General features: G+C 49.4%; 18 protein-coding genes and 1 pseudogene. 16 read left to right on the forward strand and 3 right to left on the reverse strand.

Annotation, left to right across the window (positions count from 1 at the left end; translation table 11 throughout):
• Positions 1–183: 183 nt before the first annotated feature.
• The 11 genes from ACO6UY_RS16620 to ACO6UY_RS16670 all read left to right on the forward strand — a co-directional run bounded on the left by ACO6UY_RS16620 (position 184) and on the right by ACO6UY_RS16670 (position 11,117).
• On the forward strand, positions 184–609 hold the full coding sequence (locus tag ACO6UY_RS16620; protein WP_422490682.1) for a GspH/FimT family protein: 426 nt from the start codon (positions 184–186) through the stop codon (positions 607–609).
• Positions 600–1,112, forward strand: coding sequence for a type IV pilus modification protein PilV (pilV, locus tag ACO6UY_RS16625; RefSeq protein WP_422462833.1), 513 nt, complete (start codon positions 600–602; stop codon positions 1,110–1,112). The genes ACO6UY_RS16620 and pilV (ACO6UY_RS16625) overlap by 10 nt, the downstream gene beginning before the upstream one ends.
• A complete protein-coding gene (locus ACO6UY_RS16630; RefSeq protein ID WP_422490683.1) occupies positions 1,109–2,158 on the forward strand; it encodes a PilW family protein in 1,050 nt (349 codons plus the stop codon). Before pilV (ACO6UY_RS16625) ends, ACO6UY_RS16630 begins: the two co-directional genes overlap by 4 nt.
• A complete protein-coding gene (locus ACO6UY_RS16635) occupies positions 2,158–2,781 on the forward strand; it encodes a pilus assembly PilX family protein (RefSeq protein WP_422462851.1) in 624 nt (207 codons plus the stop codon). Before ACO6UY_RS16630 ends, ACO6UY_RS16635 begins: the two co-directional genes overlap by 1 nt.
• Before the next feature lie 40 nt (positions 2,782–2,821).
• Positions 2,822–7,615 (forward strand): pilus assembly protein, encoded by a 4,794-nt coding sequence (locus ACO6UY_RS16640; RefSeq protein ID WP_422490685.1) that lies wholly within the window; start codon positions 2,822–2,824, stop codon positions 7,613–7,615.
• Position 7,616: 1 nt separating this feature from the next.
• The gene (locus ACO6UY_RS16645) at positions 7,617–8,024 is read left to right on the forward strand and encodes a type IV pilin protein (protein WP_422446847.1); all 408 of its coding nucleotides are present in this window, start codon (positions 7,617–7,619) and stop codon (positions 8,022–8,024) included.
• Between the two features lie 117 nt (positions 8,025–8,141).
• The gene (locus tag ACO6UY_RS16650) at positions 8,142–8,681 is read left to right on the forward strand and encodes a GspH/FimT family pseudopilin (protein ID WP_422446845.1); all 540 of its coding nucleotides are present in this window, start codon (positions 8,142–8,144) and stop codon (positions 8,679–8,681) included.
• Complete coding sequence (gene pilV, locus ACO6UY_RS16655; RefSeq protein ID WP_422446843.1) at positions 8,678–9,274, forward strand: type IV pilus modification protein PilV; 597 nt, start codon at positions 8,678–8,680, stop codon at positions 9,272–9,274. The genes ACO6UY_RS16650 and pilV (ACO6UY_RS16655) overlap by 4 nt, the downstream gene beginning before the upstream one ends.
• A gap of 3 nt (positions 9,275–9,277) precedes the next feature.
• Entirely contained in the window at positions 9,278–10,066 is a 789-nt protein-coding gene (locus tag ACO6UY_RS16660) for a PilW family protein (protein WP_422446841.1), read from the forward strand.
• A gap of 32 nt (positions 10,067–10,098) precedes the next feature.
• The gene (locus ACO6UY_RS16665) at positions 10,099–10,500 is read left to right on the forward strand and encodes a type IV pilin protein (RefSeq protein WP_422446839.1); all 402 of its coding nucleotides are present in this window, start codon (positions 10,099–10,101) and stop codon (positions 10,498–10,500) included.
• Positions 10,501–10,640: 140 nt separating this feature from the next.
• Positions 10,641–11,117: a pilus assembly PilX family protein gene (locus tag ACO6UY_RS16670; protein WP_422490687.1), complete on the forward strand. Its 477-nt coding sequence runs from the start codon at positions 10,641–10,643 to the stop codon at positions 11,115–11,117.
• A gap of 198 nt (positions 11,118–11,315) precedes the next feature.
• Here the strand turns inward: ACO6UY_RS16670 and ACO6UY_RS16675 are convergent.
• A pseudogene (locus tag ACO6UY_RS16675) lies at positions 11,316–11,423 on the reverse strand (IS5/IS1182 family transposase); the annotation flags it as partial.
• Positions 11,424–11,517: 94 nt separating this feature from the next.
• Between ACO6UY_RS16675 and ACO6UY_RS16680 the strand changes: the two are divergent.
• Both ACO6UY_RS16680 and ACO6UY_RS16685 read left to right on the forward strand, forming a co-directional pair.
• Positions 11,518–13,608, forward strand: a complete 2,091-nt coding sequence (locus tag ACO6UY_RS16680; protein ID WP_422490689.1) for an EAL domain-containing protein — start codon at positions 11,518–11,520, stop codon at positions 13,606–13,608.
• A 188-nt stretch (positions 13,609–13,796) separates the two neighbouring features.
• Entirely contained in the window at positions 13,797–15,419 is a 1,623-nt protein-coding gene (locus ACO6UY_RS16685; RefSeq protein ID WP_422462843.1) for an NAD+ synthase, read from the forward strand.
• Between the two features lie 15 nt (positions 15,420–15,434).
• Here the strand turns inward: ACO6UY_RS16685 and coaE are convergent, their stop codons facing one another.
• On the reverse strand, positions 15,435–16,067 hold the full coding sequence (gene coaE, locus ACO6UY_RS16690) for a dephospho-CoA kinase (protein ID WP_422446831.1): 633 nt from the start codon (positions 16,065–16,067) through the stop codon (positions 15,435–15,437).
• Complete coding sequence (locus ACO6UY_RS16695; protein ID WP_422446829.1) at positions 16,064–16,945, reverse strand: prepilin peptidase; 882 nt, start codon at positions 16,943–16,945, stop codon at positions 16,064–16,066. Before ACO6UY_RS16695 ends, coaE begins: the two co-directional genes overlap by 4 nt.
• Positions 16,946–17,335: 390 nt before the next feature.
• Here ACO6UY_RS16695 and ACO6UY_RS16700 point away from each other — a divergent pair, with 390 nt between their 5' ends.
• The 3 genes from ACO6UY_RS16700 to ACO6UY_RS16710 all read left to right on the forward strand — a co-directional run bounded on the left by ACO6UY_RS16700 (position 17,336) and on the right by ACO6UY_RS16710 (position 22,635).
• Positions 17,336–18,982 (forward strand): ankyrin repeat domain-containing protein, encoded by a 1,647-nt coding sequence (locus ACO6UY_RS16700; protein ID WP_422462845.1) that lies wholly within the window; start codon positions 17,336–17,338, stop codon positions 18,980–18,982.
• Between the two features lie 31 nt (positions 18,983–19,013).
• Positions 19,014–19,367 (forward strand): hypothetical protein, encoded by a 354-nt coding sequence (locus ACO6UY_RS16705; RefSeq protein WP_422462847.1) that lies wholly within the window; start codon positions 19,014–19,016, stop codon positions 19,365–19,367.
• Positions 19,368–19,512: 145 nt separating this feature from the next.
• A complete protein-coding gene (locus tag ACO6UY_RS16710; RefSeq protein ID WP_422446823.1) occupies positions 19,513–22,635 on the forward strand; it encodes a hypothetical protein in 3,123 nt (1,040 codons plus the stop codon).
• The last annotated feature ends 137 nt before the right edge of the window (positions 22,636–22,772 follow it).

A 22,772-nucleotide genomic window follows, 5' to 3' on the forward strand; every position in this document is an offset into this window, starting at 1 on the left:
CATTGTTTTTCAGCACATCATTCTGCCAGCTCTCATACAAGGTATGAGAGCAATTGCTGTTTTTTGCCCGGTCATCCTCCCCATCAATGGTTTAACCCTTCGAAAGCAATGGGGGTTTCTCTGATTGAGTTGCTGGTTTCTTTGTCCATTGCGGCTATTTTGATCGCAGCGTCTGCACCGAGCATGAAAACCCTTATCGTCAATAACCGGATCGATAATGTGGCTGATGAACTGTATGGCAGTTTGATGCTGGCCAGATCTGAGGCTGTCAAACGACAACGAACCGTTTCATTGTGTAGCACTGTGGATGACCTGACCTGCGATGAAAGTAACGCTGGCTGGCATCACGGCTGGCTTATTTTTACGGATGAACGTGATGATGGCCTGTTGAACGACAGTGATCAGGTTATTCGTCGTGTTGCAGGGCAGTCAGAGCTTATCTCAATCCTGTGGAATCGTGGTTACCGCCTTCGCTTCAATAGCCGTGGCCAGACCAGTCAGGCAGGCACTTTTCAGGTTTGTGACCAGGACAGTAACAGTGATGCCAAAGCAATTATCATCAGCATGACAGGCCGTCTCCGGACGGAGGAGCGGGGCGCATGCGGCTGAAGGATGTTCATAGCAAAAGCCCTGAGAAAAAGAACCGGGGCGCAGGGTTGATAGAAGTATTGATCAGCCTGCTGGTGATCACGATCGGCATTCTTGGTATGGCAGGGGTGCACAGCAGCAGTTTGCAGTATAACCAGTCAGCCTATGTGCAATCACAGGCTACCTTTTTAGCGACGGATATGCTGGATCGTATTCAGGCCAACAACAGCCTGGCCAGAAGCGGTAACAGTTATCATGCAGGTTTGAATGATCTTGAATACAGCCAATGCATTGACAGCGGCTACCCCGACAGCTGCGAAGCTGGAAGCTGTAGTCCTCAGGAAATGGCGGCCTACGATATTCTGCAATGGAAGTTTCAGCTGACCTGCCAGATTCCGGGAAGCAAGGGTTCAATTACCTACCAGGACAGTGAGGGTGTTCGAACGTATATCATTCGTCTCAGTTTCCCGGATATGGGCAACAGGGTCCCCCTGAGTGATGTGGTATTAAGGGGGATACTATGAAGCGGATTGAGAAAGGATTCTCACTGGTTGAAATGATGATTGCCCTGGTCCTTGGTCTGATTCTTTTTACCGGGGTTGGCCATCTGGTGCTGGCATCCAGCCGATCGTGGGTATTGCAGGATGAGCTGGCACGGGTTCAGGAAAATGGTCGGCTGGCCCTGGATATTCTGGGGCAAAGTATCAGTACTGCGGGATATACCGGCTGTCCTGCCCAGGCAAAGCTGGCGAATTTAGTCTATTCCAACAATGATAATCGTCAGTGGATGATGCATTTTGATAAAGGCGTTCTGGGCATTCCTGCCGGTAACAGTGTTGAGCAGCAGCTGGACAGCAATGCTATCTCGGAAGCCATTATTATTCACAGTGTTGATAGCAATCAGTCCACCCTGGTCAGTGGCCATAATACTGGCACTGCTTCGGCAACACTGGCACAAAGCCGTAGCCATGATGAAGGTGATCTTCTGGCGCTGATTTCATCAGACTGTGGGCAGGTTTCCATTTTCCGGGCAGGGGCGGCAACAACCAATAGTGTGGTGACGCATCCGGCAGTAGGCAGTAGCAGCCTTTACAACTGTATCAGTCAGTTACAGGGTAACTTCAGTTGTCATGGCAGTACTATTGGTTCCGGCAATATCAGTCACCAGGGATCACGAATGGCACCTTTGCAGTCTTATGCCTTCTATCTGAGGGAGAGCAATAACGTACCGACACTGTACCGAAAGCTGGCGGGTGAATACGCCAGTGGCAATAGCATCAATACAGAAGCGCTGGTTGAAGGCATTGAAGGACTGAGTATTCGTTATGGGCTGGACAGTGATAATGACGGGGTTGTCAACCGGTATATGACCGCTGGTGAAATAACACCTTACAGCGATGAGTGGCGGCAGATTATTACAGTCAAGCTTGAACTGCTGGTTCGGAGTTTCACTGAAGTGGCTCCGGAAGCTCAGGCCTATTTCTTTGCTGGCCAGCAAGTGCTGCCCGATGACCTATACGTTCGCCGGAGCTTTATGAAAACCATTAAGCTCAGGAATCGGGGGCTGTGATGGGAATCATTTTAACTGCCGCAGGCATCAGACAACATATTGAGTTTTTCAGGAGAAGCCGTTTATTGCATCCGGAAACAGGTGAGAGAGGAAGTATATTGCTGGTCAGCCTGGTGATGTTGCTGGTTATGACGGTTGCTGGTTTGATCTCTGTAAAAATGGCAACGCTTGAAGAGAAGATGAGTGGTAATTATCAGGATCAGCAGATGGCATTTTATGCGGCAGAGGCGGCGTTAAAAGAGGCGGAAAATTTTATTGCTGACAATGCGCTGGCCTTATCAGGCTTTGGCGTGAATTGTGACAATGGGTACTGTTTTGCCGGAAGCGATATTGACGATATTGGCAGCTGTGACCCAGGTGTTTCCGAGCCTTGGTTAACGGGTACCTTGTGGAGTGCGAGTGATCGGCACAGAGTGACGACAGTTACCATCAGCGGTATATCAGCCCGGGCCAAATACATTATTGAGTTTCGCTGCTATATCGCCAAAGAGGCATCAGGGCCTTTACCAGATCCGGCCAACCGTGGGGACTGGGCCAGGTTCTATCGGATTACCGCCCTGGCTAGGGGCGGTTCAGGCGATTCGCAGGTAATGCTTCAATCGTCGTATAAAAAAAGCAATTGATGTTGAGTTAGGGAATATTAACAGGGAAGTGGAGGTGATCATGGATCGATATACCTCACATGGTGTTACTTTCAGGCAGGTCGTGTTGTTCGGGCTGCTGGTGCTGTTGTCTTTTCGGGCCAATGCTGAAGCGGTTTCCAGTGATTATGCCGCAACGCCCCCCTTGATCAGTAATACATCAGAGCCACTGGTGATGCTGGTGATGTCCGTTGACCATGAACTGTTTAAAAAAGCGTACAGCGATTACACGGACCTTAATTCGGATGGACGACTGGATACCAGCTATGTGGACAGTTTTGACTATCTCGGGTATTTCGACAGTAACTGGTGCTATCAATACGCTTCCGGACGCTATTCTCCGGTAGCCCAGGCCACCGGTGATCACGGGCACTATTGCACCACCTCTCAGGCTCCCTGGAGTGGTAACTTTCTGAACTGGGCCACCATGACACGGATGGACATCCTCAGAACGGTGCTTTTTGGCGGAAAGCGATCCACGGATACCGATAATCAAACGATACTGGAACGGGCTTATATCCCCAGGGATGTGCATGCGTTTGTCAAAATTTACAGGAGCAGTGATTCAGGCATTCCCACCGGGAATTTTACGCCCTATAACAACAGTGAGATCAGTCTCTGTAATGTTGCCGGTTCTGAAAATGGCACGCCTGAAGTCAGGGTTGCCAGGGAGGCCTGGCCGCGATGGGCTTCTACAGAAGTAAAGCAGTGCCAGTGGGGCGCACAGAACAGTCCTTCTACCAGTTACAGATTAACGACAAACGATGTTTATATTAACGCCTGTGTCACCGGTAAAGATGCCGCAAGTACCGATCGCTGTAAGCTGTACAGCACTGGCAAGAGCAAACCCATAGGCTTGCTTCAGCAGTATGGTGAGTCAGGGGATATTCGCTTTGGCTTAATCAGTGGCTCTTATGATAAAAATATTTCCGGTGGCGTATTGCGGCGAAATATCAGCAAAATTGCCGGAAACGCTCAGAGTTCTGATGATGAAATAGAGCTTTCTTCCGGACGTTTTACCAGTGTTGAAGGGATTATTCATAACATCAATCAATTCAGGCTGGCGAAGTACAGTTTTTCCCAAAACAAATATACAGATTGTAATAGCTACGGCATTTCTGTCTCGGCGTTTAAATCCAGCAGAGGCACCTACTCTTCACGTCATTGCAGTATGTGGGGGAACCCTCTGGCGGAACTGTATCTGGAAGCGCTTCGTTACTTTGCCGGAGAAACTACGGCTACCAGTAGCTTCGACACCACCAATGACAGAGCCTTCGTCAGTAATCTGTCCAGAGAGAGCTGGGCGAATCCAATGTCAACAGATAATGCCTGTGCCAACTGCTCGATTATTGTTTTATCCACGGGATTGAACTCATTCGATACTGATCAGCTGTCCAGTAGCTCTGATCTTCCGGGAATGACCGGCACCAGCTCTGTTAATAGTAAAACGGATGAAGTCGGGGATCATGAGTATGGCGGCAGTTTTGCCGGTCATTATCTTGTGGGGGGGACGGGTAGTACACGTCAATGTACTGCTAAGTATTTGTCTGGTCTTTCCGATGCTGTGGGCCTGTGTCCGGAAATCCCTCAGCTGGAAGGTGGCTATCAAGTGTCCGGACTGGCTTTTCATGGCAACACAACAGACCTGCGAACAGATCTTGATGGCAATCAGAGAGTGAAAACCTATGCCATAGAGCTGGCCGAAACCATGCCCAGCTTTACGTTGAATGTGGATGGCAGGCTTTTTACTTTTCAGCCGGTTTGCCAGACCAGTGCAAATTTTGGCAGTGGTAGCGGTAATTTTTCCGGTAGTGGCAGTGATTGCACGCTAACCGATGTAGTGGTGGAGAAACTGATACTGGACGGGACCGGGCAGGTGGTTGAGGGGGCTCTGCTGTTTACCTGGGAGGATTCTCTCTGGGGTAACGATTATGACTACGATGCCTCTTCCAGAATCAAGTTTTGTGTTGGCAGCCAATGCAACCAAACAGCAGACAGTACACTGAATACCACCGGGTTTAATGCCAATGAAGTCAGAGTGGCTGTGCAGGTGGATGGCGTATTTGCCGGTCTGAATATGCGTTTCTCTTATACCGTTACCGGGAGTTCAGGGCGTGATGGCCTGCAAACTGATTATGCCTACAAGGGAACAACCGCATTTAAGGTTACTGATTTTACCGCTTCCGGAGCGGCTGCTGGCGTGTTGCCCAAACCGCTGTTTCTTGCGGCAAAATACGGTGGCTTTATCGATCTTGATGGCGATGGCAGTCCCAATCATGATACTGATGGGGATGGCAGCCCTGATAGCGATGATCATCGTGAGTGGGACAATAGAAATAATGTGACGGGAGCCTTGGGCTCGGATGGCTTGCCGGATAACTATTTTTTCGCCAGAAATCCAGCCTTGCTTGCCAGTCAGTTGGGGCAGGTACTGGAGGATATTTCCAGTCGGGTCTCTTCGGCAACGAATGCGGCGCTGTTTGCCAATAGCTCTACAGGCACTGGCGCTATCTATCAGGCACTGTTTCAGCCAAGCCTTGATATCAATGGCAAGTCGGTGACCTGGGGCGGTATTCTCCATTCACTGTTTATCGATAGCAAAGGCTATATCCGGGAAGATGGCAACGGGAATGCCCAACTGGATGACTACCGCTCAGATAAAATCGTTGAACTGTTTTTTGATCCGAATGCCGGACAGACAATGGTTCAACGTTACACCTCTGACGATTTTGGTGTCACCAGGGTAGCCGATGGCCCGCTGAAATCACTCGCTTCACTTGAGACGATCTGGGATGCGCGGGAACAGCTGGCCTTATTGAGTAATCTGACCAATCAGAGAACCTATGATGCGCTCGCCTCCGGTGGCCGATATATGCTGACCTGGCTGGATATCAATAATAATCAGCAGGTGGATGATGACGAACAGCTGCCGTTTATGTCTTCAACCTTTACTGGACATGAAGGGTATCTGGGCGTTTCTGCCAGTGAAGTCGCTACTGTCGTTAACTATGTTCGGGGAGAAGAGCAGGCTGGCACCCGTTCCCGTACCATCGATTTTGATGAAGATGGTATTGATGAAGTCTGGCGCCTTGGGGATATCGTTCACTCAACACCCAGACTGGTGGCAGCACCCGATAGTCGTTACGACGCCTATTACAACGACAGCAGCTATCGAACCTTCCGCAATCAATACCTGAATCGGCGGCATGTGCTCTACGTCGGAGCCAACGATGGTTTGATTCATGCCTTTAATGGCGGGTTCTGGGAAGAGAGTTCCTACCGCTATGAGCGCACAGCCAGTCATGGTGAGGTACAGCATCCGCTGGGTTCAGAGCTTTGGAGTTACGCACCAATGAATCTGTTACCTCACCTTCGCTGGCTCACTGAGACCGATTACCCCCATGTTTATTACATGGATTCGGAACCGATGGTCTTCGATGCCAATATCTTCGCTGATGACAGCACTCATCCTGGTGGCTGGGGAACGGTTCTGGTGGTGGGTATGAGACTGGGAGGGGGCAATATTGATGTCACCATCGACAGTGAAAGTCGTACCATGCGCTCTGCCTGGGTGGTGTTGGATATCACTGATCCCGAGCAGCCCCCGGCGTTGCTGGCTGAAATTACCCATGCTGATCTGGGTTTTACTACCTCACAGCCTGCGCTGGTTAAACGGCGGAAAGCTGGTACGGATGTTAATGGCGAGACCGATTGGAGTAATCCGGTACAAAACGAATGGTACCTGGTGTTTGGCTCCGGGCCAGCAGGCAGCGGGTCTACTGCCCTGAGATCAGCCCTGGAGCAGGGAACGTCGGATCAGAATCTTCGCGTATTTGCTTATGATCTGAATAACAAGAATTTTGTTGCCGGTTTTGATCCCCTTGTGACCTCCTATTCCACGGCTTATGCAGGCGATATGGTGGCTGAAGACTGGGACCGGGATTACCAGGATGATGCCGTTTACTTTGGCACGGTTGAGACAGGAAGTATCGGTTTGAGTGGAAAACTGATGAGGCTGAGGCTGACATCAGCACTGGAAAACTCCAGCCTGAATGTGTTGATGGATGCCGGACAGCCGATTACGGCACCCCCCATGACCGTGACTGATGACAACAGCTTCTGGGTATACTCCGGAACAGGTCGGCTGCTGACCAATGGTGACAATCGCAGTACTGAGGCCAACTATTTCTACGGTGTTCAGGAACCGTTGAACAGCTCCAGGCAGTTTACCTATGCATCCGTCAGCCAGAGTAATCTGGTCAATGTGGGGGATGTGGTTGTATTTACCAATGGTGATGTCGTGCAGAAGTCAGACTCCTCCTATACGCCATTTACGGTAGGCTCCCGAACCATCAACAGTTTCGGTACCTTACAGGCGGTGGTCGCTGAGCAGGGGGGGTGGACGCTGCCTCTCAGTGTTGATGGCTCTGGCCCAGCCGGGCGAAGTGTGAACAGCGCTGCCAGGTTGTTCTCCCAAATCCTGTTTACTGAATACCGTCCACCTGCGGACAGTTGTTCCATTGATGGTACAAGCTCACTTTATGCTGTGCATTACCTGACCGGTACCGCATCGCCTGATGCCGTCCTGGGCAGTGTACCTGTGGATACTCTGGAGCTGGAGCGTTCCCTGAATAAGGTGAGTCTGGGGATCGGTTATGCTTCTTCACCGGTGGCCCATCAGGGGGAAGGAGGGAAACTGACTGCGGTGACCCAGGGGGCCGGTGGCAGTATTACTGCAAGAAACCTTGATTACAGTTTCAGCTCGGAAGGACGGCAGAGCTGGTGGCAGATTTTCAGCATTCCATGGATTGATTGATATGAATACAGATAAACCAGTGACAAATAGTCATGAAAAGGGGTTTTCATTACCCGAGCTGATTATTGTTGTCGCCATAATTGGTCTTCTGGCAGGTATCGTCTATCCCTCCTACAGCCAGTATATGTATGAAGTTCGACGCAGCGATGCCTGGGCCGCCCTGACCGGCGCTATGGCTGCCCAGGAGCGCTGGTACTCCGTTAACCATACCTATACAGACTCTATGGATATGCTCGGTGGAAGCAGTTCTCCCGAGGGTTATTACACCCTGAGCGTTGAAGCCGACAACTCCTCATTTACCCTGACAGCCACTGCGCTGGGCAATGGTGTCCAGGCTACGGACTCAGGTTGTACACAGTTTACTGTGGATCATTTAGGGGTTCTGACCCCGGAAGCGTGCTGGAAATAAACGGACGACTTCCAGTTTTTATCCTTGTTTTTGTACCGTCTATCGACTTCTGAACGTCGGTTTAACTCACACACCTAGATTTAAAGAAAGGCGTCCTCGACAGGGAAGTAGGTGGGTTTGTTATTTCTTCAAACATCGTTAAACCATAAATACAATCGTGGCTTCACGCTTGTAGAGATGATGATCACGATTGTCCTGATCGCCATCATGGTCAATCTGGTGATTCCCATCGGGCAGGTTGCTGAAGGGTTCAAGCTTGATTATGTGAATCAGCGGCTATATGCCAGTGCGGTTCTGGCCAGAAGCGAAGCGATCAAGCGTGCTGAAACCGTCAGCGTCTGTCGCTCTACAACTGGCAGTGGCTGTCAGCCCGGGGTGAACTGGGCAGATGGCTGGATTGTTTTCGTTAACCGCAATGGCAACAACTATGTTGACTGGGGTGAAGAGGTTATTCGGGTGTATAACCCGGTCAGCAGCCCGGTTGAAATTCTGTGGCACAGCAATGCTGAGGTGCTCAGTTTCAGACCCAGGGGGAGCGCAGTTCATCAGGGTGGGTTCACGTTATGTTCGGTGCCAAAAAGACCAGTGTTTCAGCGACTGGTGAATATTTCAGGATCAGGGTTGATTCGCAAGCGTGAGGGTGTGAATTGTTTATGACCAACCATATCAATCCTGCCCATGCCAGCCCCGTAAATGCTGAACCAGGTTCCCTTTCGGTTGCGGCTTTTCACAAGACAGGAAGACAGCCCGGGTCTTTGCGGCAAAAAGGGATCGGTATTGTTGAAGTCATGGTCGGTGTGCTGATTTTTGCAGGGGGCGTAATCGCGGTTACTGGTATGCAGAGTCAGGCCATTCGAGCGAATCATGACGCTATCCAGAGATCCCAGGCCGTATGGATGGTGAATGCCGCTGCTGAGGTAATGAGGCTAAACCCGGCCGGGCTGGCAAACTCTGCATATCAGAGAGAATCATCAAACGCCTCCGCCAATTTGGGCTCCTACTGCCAGGCTTCTCCTCCCCGTTGTATTGGTACCACATGTAATGCTGATCAAATGGCAGCGTTTGATATTCATGGTTTGATGTGCAGCAGTGCCAATATCGTGATCGAACCGAGAATCGACATCAGCTGTGATGGCTCCTGTTTGCCGACGGATAAAGTCAGGGTCCTGATTTCCTGGGCCACAAGGGGAACGGAAAAAGGTGTTATTGGGGATCGTCAGCAGGTTGAATTCAGGTACGTCAGGAATTGAACAATGCCCAACATAATTCATCATCAAAAGGGGTTCAGCATTGTAGAAATGATGCTGGCCTTTCTTATGGGTCTGATAGTCGCAGGCAGTGCTTTACAGTTAATGGTGAACAATAGTCGCTCCGCCAGTGTGAATGAGTTTATTGCCACAGCCCAGGAAAACGGACGTCATAGTCTCTATATCATGAGCACTGAGTTTCGTAGAGCCGGCTTCAGATCCGAGATCGGAGCAGGCTCAATACAACCTTTCTACCTGGGAAGATGTGAAGGGGGGGCGACCTGTACGATTGAAGGTGGTGGTACCAACAGTGATAGAGTGGCCATTCAATATGAGCCCGTACCAAATCGTGACAATGGTCAACTTCAGGACTGTACAGGTGCAACCGTTGTCCCGGGGGCATTGACAGCAGACGTCTATTTTGTAGCCCCGGACCATGCAAACGATCACATCAGCACCCTGTTTTGCCGTGGTTATGATCCATTAACGGGAACTCCACGGGGGAATGCCCAGGCACTGGTTCAGGGTGTGGAGCGATTGCAGGCACTTTATGGGATTGCCCCGGCGGGGGAGTCAAGTATTAATCAGTATGTGACAGCCTCAGGGGTGGCAGACTGGCGACAGGTTTTAGGCATTCGTGTTGGCGTGCTGGTCAGTGCTGGAAAGGAGTCACGTGTTTTTGATAGAAGGTCCAGAACCTATAACCTGCTCGATAGTGGGAGTTTGACAATGGATGATCAGACGCCAAGGTACATGTACAGCACAGCCATTCGTTTGAATAATGCTGGATTCTAGGAGGCTGTCCGAGAGTTCCGGAGAGAGAACCGATGAATAAGGTTAATAAAGGTTTCACCTTGATTGAACTGATGATTGTTGTAGCCATTATTGGTATTTTGGCAAGCATTATGCTGCCCAGCTATCGTCAATATGTCACCGAATCAAAAAGAGGTGAGGGTGCTGCCATGCTGTTGAATGTCATGCAGCAGCAGGAACGGTACTACACTGAGATGTTGAGATACACTGCCAATCTGGCCGATTTAGGGTTTGACACCACAAGCCCTGTAGAGTCTGAAAGTGGTACTTACCAGATACAGGCCGCTCAGTGTGGTTCAGACCCTCTGGAGCGCTGCGTGCAGTTAACCGCTGTTGCCCAGGGTTTGCAGGCAGAAGATGGCAATATGACTTTGGACAGCCGCGGAGCAAGAACACCTCAAAGCCACTGGCGGTGATGTTAGCAAGATGTCAGCAGGTAGATGATTTGCAATAACCCGTTTGGAATTTCACTGATGAAAAAGCCCGATGGATATTATGTGGCAGAATGATCAGTCGATAGCACCATTTGAAGACCACATTAATACGGGCTGTCATTATGGTAAGCGGTTCAGAGCAACGCAAGCAGACGGGTTCTTTTTTATTAATCGTTATGATTGTCATGCTTGTTATGACGTTTTCCGGTCTTATGGTTATGGAAACAGCATTGCTGGAAGAAGTAACAGTAGGCAATGAACAGCGAACCATTGAGGTATATCAGGTTGCCTTCAATGAGTTGGAAAGCCAATTTTCCTACCTGGATGCCAATCCCGTACACTTCCGTAACGCCTTCACCGCGAAGCAGGAAACTCTGTCTCCTATTGTTAATCCGGGTGGGTGTAATAATGCAGTTGGAATATGTCAGAGGGTTACACTCAGGTATGTTTCTAATACCCTTCCTCCCCCCGGATTTGACATTGCTAAATTCATCGGCCGTGTTTATGAGTTAGACAGCATAGCTACGCTGAATGGTAACGGAGCCAGTTCAAGCCAGACTATGGGGATTATCTTCGTTGATACATTACCAGGGAGTTAGTACATGGTTTCAATGAGTTTGACGTGTACAATCTCCGTTCACCCTGAGCGAAGTCGAAGGGTGTTTGGCGCGATCTACCAGAGTCCGGAGTTTCCGCCCTTCGACAGGCTCAGGACGAACGGAGTGCGGAGGCACGACAACCCCCGTCAAACACATTGAAACCATATCAGCCCGGATATTTCATAAACCTGCTCCCTGTCTGTCCTTGTATAAATGCCAGTCCATGTCGCCATTGCCAATGACTGAATTCTTTCTTCCTGGTATTACAGGCTCTCCGCCTTGCTCTATTACCTGCTCGCGTAGTTTGAAACGTCAACAGCCCCTGACGATGATCTTTGCGCTATATAATTCATCAGGTAACCGCCGATAGCTTTCTAAGTTCAACAGGGAAAGCATAACCATGGCATTGGGCGACAAAGACTTAATTCGCTTTTTAATCATTGACTCATCAACCAGGGAAGCAGAATCGCTCCTGAATGTTTTCCGTGAGTCTGGTTATTCCACTCGGGCAAAACAGATCAACTCTTTGGATGATCTCACTGAAGCCACGTCCGGACAGCAGCACTGGGATCTACTGTTGATGGCAGAGCCTCCCGAGCCATTAACTTATTCCCGAATCTTTGATGATATTAATCAGAAAGGCATTGATTTGCCGGGTATCGTCCTGATAAACCCGGATGATGAAACCGATGAGCTGTCGCTTATACAAATGGGTGCCCGTGCAGTGATTCCACCGGGGCATGACGAATATCTTTTGACGGTTGCCCGGAAGGAGTTCGAAGACCTGAAGGTCAGGCGACACCATCGACGCATGAGCGTCGCCTTGCATGAATCAGAAAAGCAGCGTCAATTATTGCTCGATGACCAGGTTGATCCGGTTGTATACATTAATTATGGACACATCCGGTTTGCTAACACGGCATTTATCAACCTGCTGGGGCTGGCGGAAGAGGAGTCTCTGGATGGAAAGTTGTTCAGGGATTTGATCATTACCAAAGATCAGCAGGACGTTGAAGCGTTTCTCATGGGCATTGAAGAAAGCGGTCAGGCACTGGCGGCCATTCAATGTCCTTTAGTCGCTCACAATGGCTCAGAAGTGCCTGTGTCCATAGTGATCTCGCCGACGTCATTTAATGGTGAGTTCACTCTCAGTCTGCAGATTAAGCCCTGCGAGAAAGAAGGTGAGCAGGACGAAGTAGATAAAACCCTGGAAAAGTCAGCGCCGGACGCTGAAACGGGGCTATTTGACCGGAAACTGTTCGATCAGGCATTGGATATTGCTATCCAGAGAGCGGTAGAAGGCAAAGGAAAGTCAACATTATGTTATCTCCATCTGGAAACCCTGAAAGCCGCCCATGAACAGCATGGGAAAGAGGTTAGCCAGAAGCTGTTTAAATCGGTTGCGCATAAGATAACGTCACATCTTGACGCCACGCATCATGTATCCAGCCGGGGAGGGGCAAACTTTGCCGCTCTGCTTCGGGAAGGGGAAGAACAGGACGTTACCGAACTGATGGAAAGTTTGCTGGCAGCCGTTACCGGTGAGGATATTGTCATTGATCAACATCCGTTGCCGGTCAAGCTGTCAATAGGTGCTGTTATTCTCAGTGATACCGCCAGCGATGCTGAAACATTGACTGGTCAAAGTCGTCAGGCCACCGTGTTGGCACAAAAGCAGGGTGGCAACCAACTGTGCTTTTACCAGAAGCGTAAAGTCAGCTCGGTTCATTCCGTTGAAAAGCAGCTGGCTGGCATGGTCAGCCAGGCGATAAAGAACAAAACATTCAGGTTGAGTTATCAACCCGTTATCTCCCTTGCAGGATCACCATCTGAGTATTACGAAGTCTCTTTTGTCCTGACCGACCCGGAAGGAAAGGAACATGAGGCTTCAGAATTCAGGCCCAAACTGGAAAAAATCAGTTTGTGGAACAAGCTGGACCGGTGGCAACTGATTGAAGCCAGTAAAGCATTGATAGCCAAAAGAAAAGAAGGGAGTGATACCCGGCTGTTGCTGCATGTCGGTGGTTGTTCTGCAACGGATGATACATTTATCCCATGGATGAAGGCGGCTCTGAAAACGGCGGGCATTCCTGCGGATGCTGTTGCCATTGAATTGAGTGAACAGAACCTGGCCCGTTACTCAGAAGAGATACCGGATTTTTTCAGCACTCTGAAAGCGATGGGATGCCAGACAGTGATCAGTGAATTCGGTTGCAGCCTTAACCCACTGGAGGGGATTGCTCATCTTGATATTGACCTGGTAAAGCTTGACCAATCCTTCACAGAAGACCTCAGCAGTGGTGGAAATGCCCAGGAGTTACAAAAGATGATCCAGGATCTCAGTCAAAGTGGCCGTAAAGTGATTGTGCCCGGGATTGAAACAGCGGAAGAAATGACCCCCGTCTGGCAGTATGGCGCCGATTTTATTCAGGGCAGCTATATGCACCCCCCTTCAGAGCGCATGGATTTTGACTTCGGGGCGGATGGGTAACACCGCCCTGCCATCCTGCATCTTTTAATGGCTGTTTCCCACCCTCCCATGATTCGAGGCTGTTTCTCAGCACCTGGATTTATGGGTTTATCCCCTTCATTGGGTATTTCAATTTACAGACACCATTACTTACCAGACAATACCGCCCCTGATAGATGTGTTTAAACAAGGGATAGACAGGTATTTCCATGTCAGCAAAGCTCAATATGGTCATGGCCCAGCTGAATCTGGTGGTGGGCGACATTGACGGGAACACGTCCCGTGTCATTGAGGCTGCCGAGCAGGCCCGGGATCAGCTGGATGCGGATGTTGTTGTCTTTCCGGAGCTGACCCTCTGTGGTTATCCGCCAGAAGACCTGCTGTTGCGGCCCAGTCTCATTGTACGGGTAGAACAGGCGCTGAACCGACTCAGGGTGGTTAAGGGTATTGACTTGATTATCGGTGTCCCGCTGATGGGGCCACATGGTCTGGAAAACCAGGCGCTGGTGCTACGTGATGGTGAAATTGTCGCCCGCTACGGAAAACAGCATCTACCCAATTACCAGGTTTTTGATGAAAAACGCTATTTTGTGAAAGGTCAGAACACGGTTATTTATGCCTGCAAAGGTGTCAATATTGCCCTGTTGATTTGCGAAGACCTCTGGTACCAGGGGCCGGTTCGCCGGGCTAAAGAAGCCGGAGCAGACCTGATTATCAGTCTCAATGCGTCACCCTTCCACATGAACAAGCAGTCACTGCGTCAGCAGGTGGTTCGTGAGCGCTGTCTGGAGTCGGGCCTTCCTGTCCTTTATACCAACCTGGTGGGTGGTCAGGATGAGCTGGTGTTTGACGGGGGCTCCTTTGCCATGAACGGTAATGGTGAAGTGGCTGTTGGGGCAACCTGGTTTACCGAAGAACTGTTCTGCGTTGCCTTTGATAAAGGCTCTATGACATTTGAACCGGGAGAGGTTGCTGAAATCCCCGACGTTTGCTCAAGGGTTTATGATGCCCTGGTGACTGGTGTCAGGGATTATGTCAATAAGAATGGTTTTAAGGGCATCGTTCTAGGGTTGTCCGGAGGCATTGACTCTGCCCTGACTCTGGCAGTAGCTACCGATGCCCTGGGTAAAGATCGGGTTCAGGCGGTCATGATGCCCTACCGTTACACCTCCGATATGAGCCTTGAGGATGCGGCAGAAGAGGCGAAAATTCTGGGCATTGACTATAAAGTGCTGCCGATTGAACCGATGTTTGATGCCTTTATGGACACCCTGAGTACCGAGTTTGCTGGTTATGGTCGGGATACCACCGAAGAAAACCTGCAGTCCCGGTGCCGGGGTGTCATGCTGATGGCGATCTCCAATAAGAAGGGTTACCTGGTACTGACTACCGGTAATAAAAGTGAAATGGCAGTGGGATACTGCACGCTCTACGGCGATATGGCCGGTGGTTTTGATGTTCTGAAAGATGTACCGAAAACACTGGTGTTTAAACTGTCCGAATATCGCAATACCCGGGGCTATGTGATTCCCCAGCGAGTGATAGACCGTCCGCCCTCCGCTGAACTTGCCCCGGATCAGGTGGATGAAGACAGCCTGCCGCCCTATGATGAGCTGGATCGCATTCTTGAACTCTATATTGAACAGGATCAAAGTGCCGAATCCATCGTGAAAGAAGGGTTTGACCGGGATACGGTTTATCGTGTTCTGAGGCTGGTGGATATCAATGAGTACAAACGTCGCCAGTCAGCTATTGGGGTCAGAATTACGCCAAGAGGGTTTGGCCGGGATCGTCGCTATCCGATAACTAATGGCTGGAGACCGGGTGTTTAACGAAGCACCTGAGCCTCAAGCGAGGCTCAGGTAATAATGATGCAGTTTATCCAATGACCGGTGCAACTGGCTTATAGAGCCACTGTTATCAACGATATCATCGGCTCTGCCAACTCTCTGTTGCCGTTCCATCTGGCTACTGAGAATCTGCCGGGTCTGATCCTCTGTCATCTGGTCACGGGCCATGGTGCGGGATAGCTGAACACTCTCTGGCACATCCACGACCAGCACACGGTCCACCAATTCATGCTGACTGGTTTCCAGCATCAACGGCGAAACCAGTACGGCATAACGTGATTCAGCATGGGTCAGCTCAAGGATTATCTGATCCCGTATCAGGGGGTGTAGCAGACCTTCCAGCCATTTTCGTTCATCAGCATCAGCAAAGATGATGGTTCTCAGCTTTCTACGGTCAAGACTGCCATCGAGCAAAATCTCCCGGCCATAGCGCCGTTCAATGTCAGCCAAAGCCGGTTTTCCCGGCTCTACCACCACGCGGGAAGCGATATCCGCATCAACAATGCAAATTCCCTTGTTGGCAAAAAAGTCGGTCACTGCCGTTTTGCCACTGCCAATACCGCCGGTGACTCCAACCGTAAATGGGCGCTTTTGTTGAGCTCGGGGCTGCTGTGATTTTACAGTGGTCATCCGTTCAAACCCGAAAAGCTCAGATAAGCCGCAATCAGTTGATCGCCCCAGACCAGAGCAACAAAGCCGGCAATGGCCAGATAAGGACCAAAGGGAATCGGGTTGGATCGTTCCTGGCGTTTACTGACGATCAACAGTATCGCTGCAACAGTGCCAACCAGTGATGAGAGCAGGATGATCAGGGGCAGCTTCATCCAGCCCAGCCAGGCCCCCAGCGCCGCCAGCAGTTTAAAGTCACCGTAGCCCATGCCTTCCTTGCCGGTCACCAGTTTGAATACCCAGTAAACACTCCACAGGGACAGATAACCGGCAATGGCTCCCCACAGCGCCTGTTCAAGGCTTACCACCAGTCCAAAGCTGTTGACGATCAGGCCTGCCCAGAGCAGTGGCAGAGTAATATCGTCAGGCAGTAGCTGGGTATCGTAGTCGATCATGGTCAGGGTCAGCAGTGACCAGCCGAACAGACAGAAGACCAGTGTCTGTAATGTCACGCCGTAGGTCAGGCCAATCATTACCGTCATAAGGGCGCTGAGTATCTCGATGGCTGGATAGCGCAATGAAATCGGGGTCTGGCAGGCTGAGCATTTACCTCTCAGGAACAGATAGCTGATCACTGGAATATTCTCCCAGGCACGGATTTTATGCTGACAGGAAGGACAGGTAGATGCAGGCACGACAAGGTTAAAAGCAGGCAGAGGATCCGGTATCTTTTCCGGGTGTAAAATAGCTTCACTCTGCTGCTGCCACTGCCTTTCCATCATTATTGGTAACCGGTGGATCACCACATTGAGAAAACTACCGACAATCAAGCCAACGATGGTCAGCACAAAGGTCAGGTAAGGGGTTGAGGTCTCTATAAGTTCTATAATCGGTGACATTCACACAGTTCCCTGATGGTGATCAGTATGGCTGGCCAGTCCTCCCCGCCAGTACCTGATCGTTTGATAGTCCAATATTGGCATGCCTGTTGCCGTAATCAAACCTCTGAAGCGTAAGGAAAACAACGGCTGAACCGTAAATCGGGATTTGAGCAGGTTCTCAATTCAACTGTTGAATTCTGGCTAAGTTTGCCAGCTATGCCTTGATAGGGGAACTTTCCAATGATCGATCAGTCATAAAAAACAAATTTGACTATGAATTGTCGTGAAAATGTACGGTAGGACTCTACCCGGTCCGTTTTTGCACTTTGCCCGACAGGATGTGACTGTCATTTTTATCCAGTTGAGAGTCCAAAAATGTATCTGACAAATGACTGAGGTCCAACAACAATGAACTGCAATTATTCATTAGTCCCTTCCGCACAATCCAGAGCTATCCCGGAAAAACCGTCGGATAATAAGGATAATAAGACTGCAACGGGCATTCCTCAGATTCCCTGCGAACATCGCAGTCCTCCTGCACCTGAGACCGTACCGTTAGCTGATTTCACCATAACCAGGGTCGATGTTAACTCTGAGCCCGCTGCTAAAAAAGCACGGCTTGAAATGCCCAATGTGCTTTCACAACCTGACGCAATAGTTCAGATAACACCGGAGGCTTTAACCTCTTGCTTTCAAGAGTCGTGCAACTCGGATGATGGCGAGAAGCTTGCTCGTCTATTATCGGGTACGGATGAAAAAACACGGAAGGAATGGTTCAGTTGCCCACTGTCGTTCAGCGATAAAAAAGACACTCCGATGATATATGCTGCCCGGCGTGGTCATGCAGCAGTTGTCGAGACATTAATCGACCATCAGGCAAATCCCTGTGAAAACAATCCATTTTCTTCCCTTCAGAGTAGTGCTCTAACTATTGCTGCGCAGGAAAATCAAACGAAGGTCATTCAGGTGATGACCAAATCCAAACAGTTTGATCCTGACAACCCCAGGAAAGATGGTATTACCGGATTGATCATGGCCATAAAAAAGGGTTACGCCGAGACCACGAAAATCCTTTTGGAGCACAAGGCTGACCCCAACTTCAAAATTCGTTGCGCTGGGGATGATAAGATTGGATTCAGATCCATTGGCAACTTTGGAGAGAATGAATCAATACCACCAGGGCTGCTTTGGTTTACTCCTGTTATGTTTGCAATTGTATATGGAAACCACATTATTCTGGAGCAACTGCTCGCAAATGGTGGAGATCCAAATAATATTGATTCGGCTAATCCCATTCAGCAATCACCATTATTTATGGCAACATCTTCCAGGACTCCTGCAGCAGCAAAGATGATCGAGATTTTATTAAACTATGGAGCTAATATGCACGAACGGATAGCTCTGCGTAAAGAGGTTCTCAGGAATGTAACCCAGGAAAAAACTCAACTCCATCATACTCTGCTTGAACTCGCATGTTTTTGCTCTGAAACAGAATCTGATCCTGAATCTCAATTACATAACAATGCTCAAATTTTATGTGATCATTTTCGAACACCTGAAGGTCAATCAGTTGAAAGGTCAATTCTGAAGTGGTTTTATACTGGTCAAAGTATCTTGAAAAATACAGTTTTGACCAGCGATTTTTGTGATGAAGCCATGACCAGACCCTCTCTGAGAGAGTATCTCATACGCCATTTAAGTTTATTAACTTCATTGTTAGATGTGTTTGGTAATGAAGAATCTTCCGAATCCCGGGATGACAAGTATCAAAGAGCAGTCAGTTGTGCCAAAGAAACAAGACTACGTTTGCACGAAGATTTAAAAAGTGCTAATTCAGCTGAGCTTCGGCAAATGGTAGAAGAAGTGTTGGATAAATTTAATGACTACAACATGGATTTTAATGATGAAACGATAAAGAAATTTCTCAAAGCAAATGAGAAAATTGAAGTGGAAAACCCCGCCTTGAAAAAAACAGAGTATCAAATTGAAATTTTTTCTGTGCTATTAGTTAATCCCATGGAAGTTATTAACTACATTTTTCGTCTATTATTTTAGTGATCATTAAGAAGGAGTATTACAGCAAGGTTTGGGCTATTTGTTGTTAGCCCTTGCTGTGCTGCTGTCAGTGTTCCAGATCTGGCAGGGCGTGACCTCAACCATTTATGCAGCGTACTTCAGGCCAGCTCACCTGACCTGGGTGGTGGTACTGATTTTTCTGCATTATCCACTCATTAAAAACTCCGGGAATAAACAAGAAGGCAGCCCGATAATGGTGACTGGCCGATTGGTAGACCTTGGGTTCTGTGCTCTGGCCCTGTTTGCTGGATACCAGATCATACAGTTTGACTATAACGATATTAACTATCTTCTGTTTGGCTTGGCCAATACGGATTTGCTGGCGGGTGTCGTTTTTACGCTGTTATTGCCGTGCCTTTATTAGGTGATTTCGGGTTACTGGTCGCCCCGCAATGGCGAATGGGGGCAAAGCAAAGCCCACGAACCACAAGCGAGTGAACCTAATAACCGTTTTGAGGTCAAACTGCGGTGTTTATAGTTCAACTGCGCAGGGTTTTATTCTGAAAGCAATGGCATCAACCTATACCCGTCCAAAGCCTGATGGCCGGGTTGAACTGCAAGCCGGTTCAAGTGGGACGTCTAACCACTATATAAGTACATATAATGGTAAAAGAGTCTCTAATCATCAGTCCTCTGGTGGTACAGCCAAGAATCTGGACGATAGCAGACGTATTGAAGATGCCTTTTGGCAACAAAAAATGTTGCATGGGCGTCAAATCACCACGGCTTGTGTGATTACAGCCTACGGCAATGATAGAACGTCTCTTAGAAGCGGCTTCTTCCTGCAAAAACTCTGCTTAAGGAACATTCTCCATAACAATAGAAACATCACCCCGGATCAGGTTGTCCGGGCGTTTAACCTGAAACCAGATCACAATAAGAGCAATTTAGCGATAGCGTGCTTCAAAGCGGAATGTTGCCTGAAGGGGCTGTCAATGAACGACCAACGGCTCACACCGGAGGCAGTGGTTAAGGATTTCCCGGATAGCCCGGAGGGCAGAATGGCACTGGCGCACTTCAAGGAAAAATGTTGCCTGAGTGGCCTGGCGTTGAACGACCGGCAGTTCACACCGGATGTCGTGGTTAAGGATTTCCCGGATAGCCCGAAGGGCAGACTGTCCCTGGCTCACTTTAAGGAACACTGTTACCTGAAGAAGGTGATGTTGAATGGCCAGCAAGTCACAACGGAGGCGGTGGTTAAAGATTTTCAGGCAGCCGGGGCAACAAAGGCGCTGGGGCGTTTTAAGGAACATTGTTGCCTGAAGGGAGTGAAATTGAATGGCCAACTGGTCACAGCGGAGGCGGTGGTTAAGGACTTTCAGGCAGCCAACGCAAAACTGGAGTTGGCACGCTTTAAGCAGCAATGTTGCCTGCTGGGGCTGGCGTTGAATGACCGGCAGGTGACACCGGAGGCCGTTTTTAAGGATTTTCAGGCAGCCAAATCAACACTGGGGCTGGCGCGCTTTAAAGCGGAATGTTGCCTGAGAGGTGTGCCACTGAACGGCCAGCAGGTGACACCGGATGAGGTGGTCAGGGATTTTCAGGCAGCCAAAGCGACACTGGCGCTGGCGCGCTTTAAAGAGCAATGTTGTATGAATGGGCTGATGTTGAATGGCCAGCAGGTAACACCGGATATGGTGGTCAGGGATTATCAGGCAGCCAACGCAACACTGGAGCAGGCACGCTTAAAGGCGGAATGTTGTCTGAGAGGGCTCCCATTGAATGGCCGACAGGTGACACCAGAGGCAGTGGTCAGGGACTTTCAGGCACTCAGGGCAACACGGGAGCTGGCACGCTTTAAAGCAGAATGTTGCCTGAGGGGCCTGACGTTGAATGGTCGGCAGGTGGCACCGGATGAGGTGGTTAAGGATTATGCGCGGGGTGGATGGCTGCTTGAAAGTGCAATTTTCTATGCTCAGCTGGCATTGAGTGACAGGGTATTGAATGGCCGCTATCTGGATAACAAGGAAGTATTGGACGCGTTTCATCAAGCTCCGGGGGATCATTCTTCAAAGCAGGTCAGGTATCTGATTCAAAGGCTGAGACAATCCTGGCGGTACGATGAAACCAAAGAAGTTCAGGATTTGCTGCAAGCGGCCTGGCGAATCTTGGACAACGTATCGGTCAAAGGTGATGAACAACACCGGCTGCAATGCATATTGAAATTCATGGCTATGCATCATGAGTTGCGAATTGATCATAAGCGGGTGTCCGCAGAGCAGGTATTGCATTCCATCAAAATACTGAGGCGTTCATTTCAGAATTCACGCCTGCATTTCTTTTTCCTGGCATACTGCTGTATCAACAGCCAGTCTGTTAATAAACGACAGATCCATAAAGATCAGGTTATGGCGTGTCTTCAGAGTTTTCCTGAAGCCAGCAAGCTCCGCCACGCTTTAAACTGCTGGTTTGAACAATGCAGCCCGGCATCCAATATCATGGATGAGTTGCTGTTCAAATCGGATTTCCTCTCCGAAGTGATACCCGATACAGAGAGCTTTGGCCGAAGAGCAACATCGGTAGAGGTATCCGTTGCCAATCCTGACAGGGAGGAACTATTCCCTTATCAGGCCAGGGAATACCGGGATGAAACAAAACCTGTGTCTGCTACCTGGGCAATGATCGTCAGAGGGTATCAACCCCTGAAACAATGGCCACGAACAGGCGCAACGAGTGTCCGGGGAGTTCCACAGTTAAATGCGCTAACGCTGAAAACACTGGAGGTTATTCAGGAAATCAATGGTGCCAATACCGCTCCAACCATTCTGATTACCGGTTCATACTCACGTTTTTTACAGAACCTCTGCCCGGTATTTAATGATATTGATATTATCTGCACGACAGAAGAGGTCGCCAGAGCGCTTTTTGACAAGCTGCAGGCACTGAACACCGACAGGGATTCAGAAATGCCAACAAACATCAGCATCACATCAATCCCGGGATGTCAGGCGATTAAACTGCCAAAAGCCTACAACATTCATCTTATAGACGGTGATTTGGGTGCTAAAGCAATGGAGTTTCAGGTCAGTGTTGATGACAGAGTCATCCATGAGAATGCAGAGCCATCTGCCGTTCGCGTTCCCGGCGTTGAGAGGCCGGTATGGTATTTGTCGTTTGCTGAAGAAACCAGGCTTATGAACGATACGCTGGAACACCTCGCTGAGAACCTCGACCCGTTGACAGAGCAATTGCAACAAGGGGCGGTATTTGACTTACCCCGAACGCTTCTTTTTAACAACCCTGTGAACACCGGGGAACGTATTTATGGCTTGCTGATGCGCTCCTTGCTTACTCTGAATAAAGCCAGGCAATTTATCGCTCTGTACTCTGAGCAACAAACCGGAAGATCAGACTTTCGGACTGACCAGCTGCAAGAACAACAACAACGCCTGCATACACTGACTGCGAAGCTTCAAACGAAATTGAATGGCCATGTTTGCCGTCATGATTTTGAGCAACGGGTAAATGGCTGTCTATCGACCATGCATAATGATTACCAGATCAAGAGGAAGGGCTTTATCAAAGCACTGCTGGCGATGATGCATCCTGAATATGACCAGGTAAATATGATCACCGACTGCTCCTCCCCCGAACACTCCACACAGGAACCTAACCATTATTTTCAGGTCTGACAGTGGTATTTATGGTTAAAGTGCGCCGGGTTTTATTCTGAAAGCAACAGCATCAACCTACTCATCTCCACATTCTGCTGGTCGGTTTGGTCAACAAGCCAGTTCAGGCGGGGTTCCTGATTGTTCAAAAAGCACCT

Source organism: Endozoicomonas sp. ALE010, from assembly GCF_049310165.1.
In the GTDB taxonomy this organism is placed as follows: Bacteria; Pseudomonadota; Gammaproteobacteria; order Pseudomonadales; family Endozoicomonadaceae; genus Endozoicomonas.

Coding starts and splice junctions, on each gene's coding strand:
- ACO6UY_RS16620 (WP_422490682.1), top strand. CDS start 184: ATGAAAACCCTTATCGTCAATAACCGGATCGATAATGTGGCTGATGAA.
- pilV (WP_422462833.1), top strand. CDS start 600: ATGCGGCTGAAGGATGTTCATAGCAAAAGCCCTGAGAAAAAGAACCGG.
- ACO6UY_RS16630 (WP_422490683.1), top strand. CDS start 1,109: ATGAAGCGGATTGAGAAAGGATTCTCACTGGTTGAAATGATGATTGCC.
- ACO6UY_RS16635 (WP_422462851.1), top strand. CDS start 2,158: ATGGGAATCATTTTAACTGCCGCAGGCATCAGACAACATATTGAGTTT.
- ACO6UY_RS16640 (WP_422490685.1), top strand. CDS start 2,822: ATGGATCGATATACCTCACATGGTGTTACTTTCAGGCAGGTCGTGTTG.
- ACO6UY_RS16645 (WP_422446847.1), top strand. CDS start 7,617: ATGAATACAGATAAACCAGTGACAAATAGTCATGAAAAGGGGTTTTCA.
- pilV (WP_422446843.1), top strand. CDS start 8,678: ATGACCAACCATATCAATCCTGCCCATGCCAGCCCCGTAAATGCTGAA.
- ACO6UY_RS16660 (WP_422446841.1), top strand. CDS start 9,278: ATGCCCAACATAATTCATCATCAAAAGGGGTTCAGCATTGTAGAAATG.
- ACO6UY_RS16665 (WP_422446839.1), top strand. CDS start 10,099: ATGAATAAGGTTAATAAAGGTTTCACCTTGATTGAACTGATGATTGTT.
- ACO6UY_RS16670 (WP_422490687.1), top strand. CDS start 10,641: ATGGTAAGCGGTTCAGAGCAACGCAAGCAGACGGGTTCTTTTTTATTA.
- ACO6UY_RS16680 (WP_422490689.1), top strand. CDS start 11,518: ATGGCATTGGGCGACAAAGACTTAATTCGCTTTTTAATCATTGACTCA.
- ACO6UY_RS16685 (WP_422462843.1), top strand. CDS start 13,797: ATGTCAGCAAAGCTCAATATGGTCATGGCCCAGCTGAATCTGGTGGTG.
- coaE (WP_422446831.1), bottom strand. CDS start 16,067: ATGACCACTGTAAAATCACAGCAGCCCCGAGCTCAACAAAAGCGCCCA.
- ACO6UY_RS16695 (WP_422446829.1), bottom strand. CDS start 16,945: ATGTCACCGATTATAGAACTTATAGAGACCTCAACCCCTTACCTGACC.
- ACO6UY_RS16700 (WP_422462845.1), top strand. CDS start 17,336: ATGAACTGCAATTATTCATTAGTCCCTTCCGCACAATCCAGAGCTATC.
- ACO6UY_RS16710 (WP_422446823.1), top strand. CDS start 19,513: ATGGCATCAACCTATACCCGTCCAAAGCCTGATGGCCGGGTTGAACTG.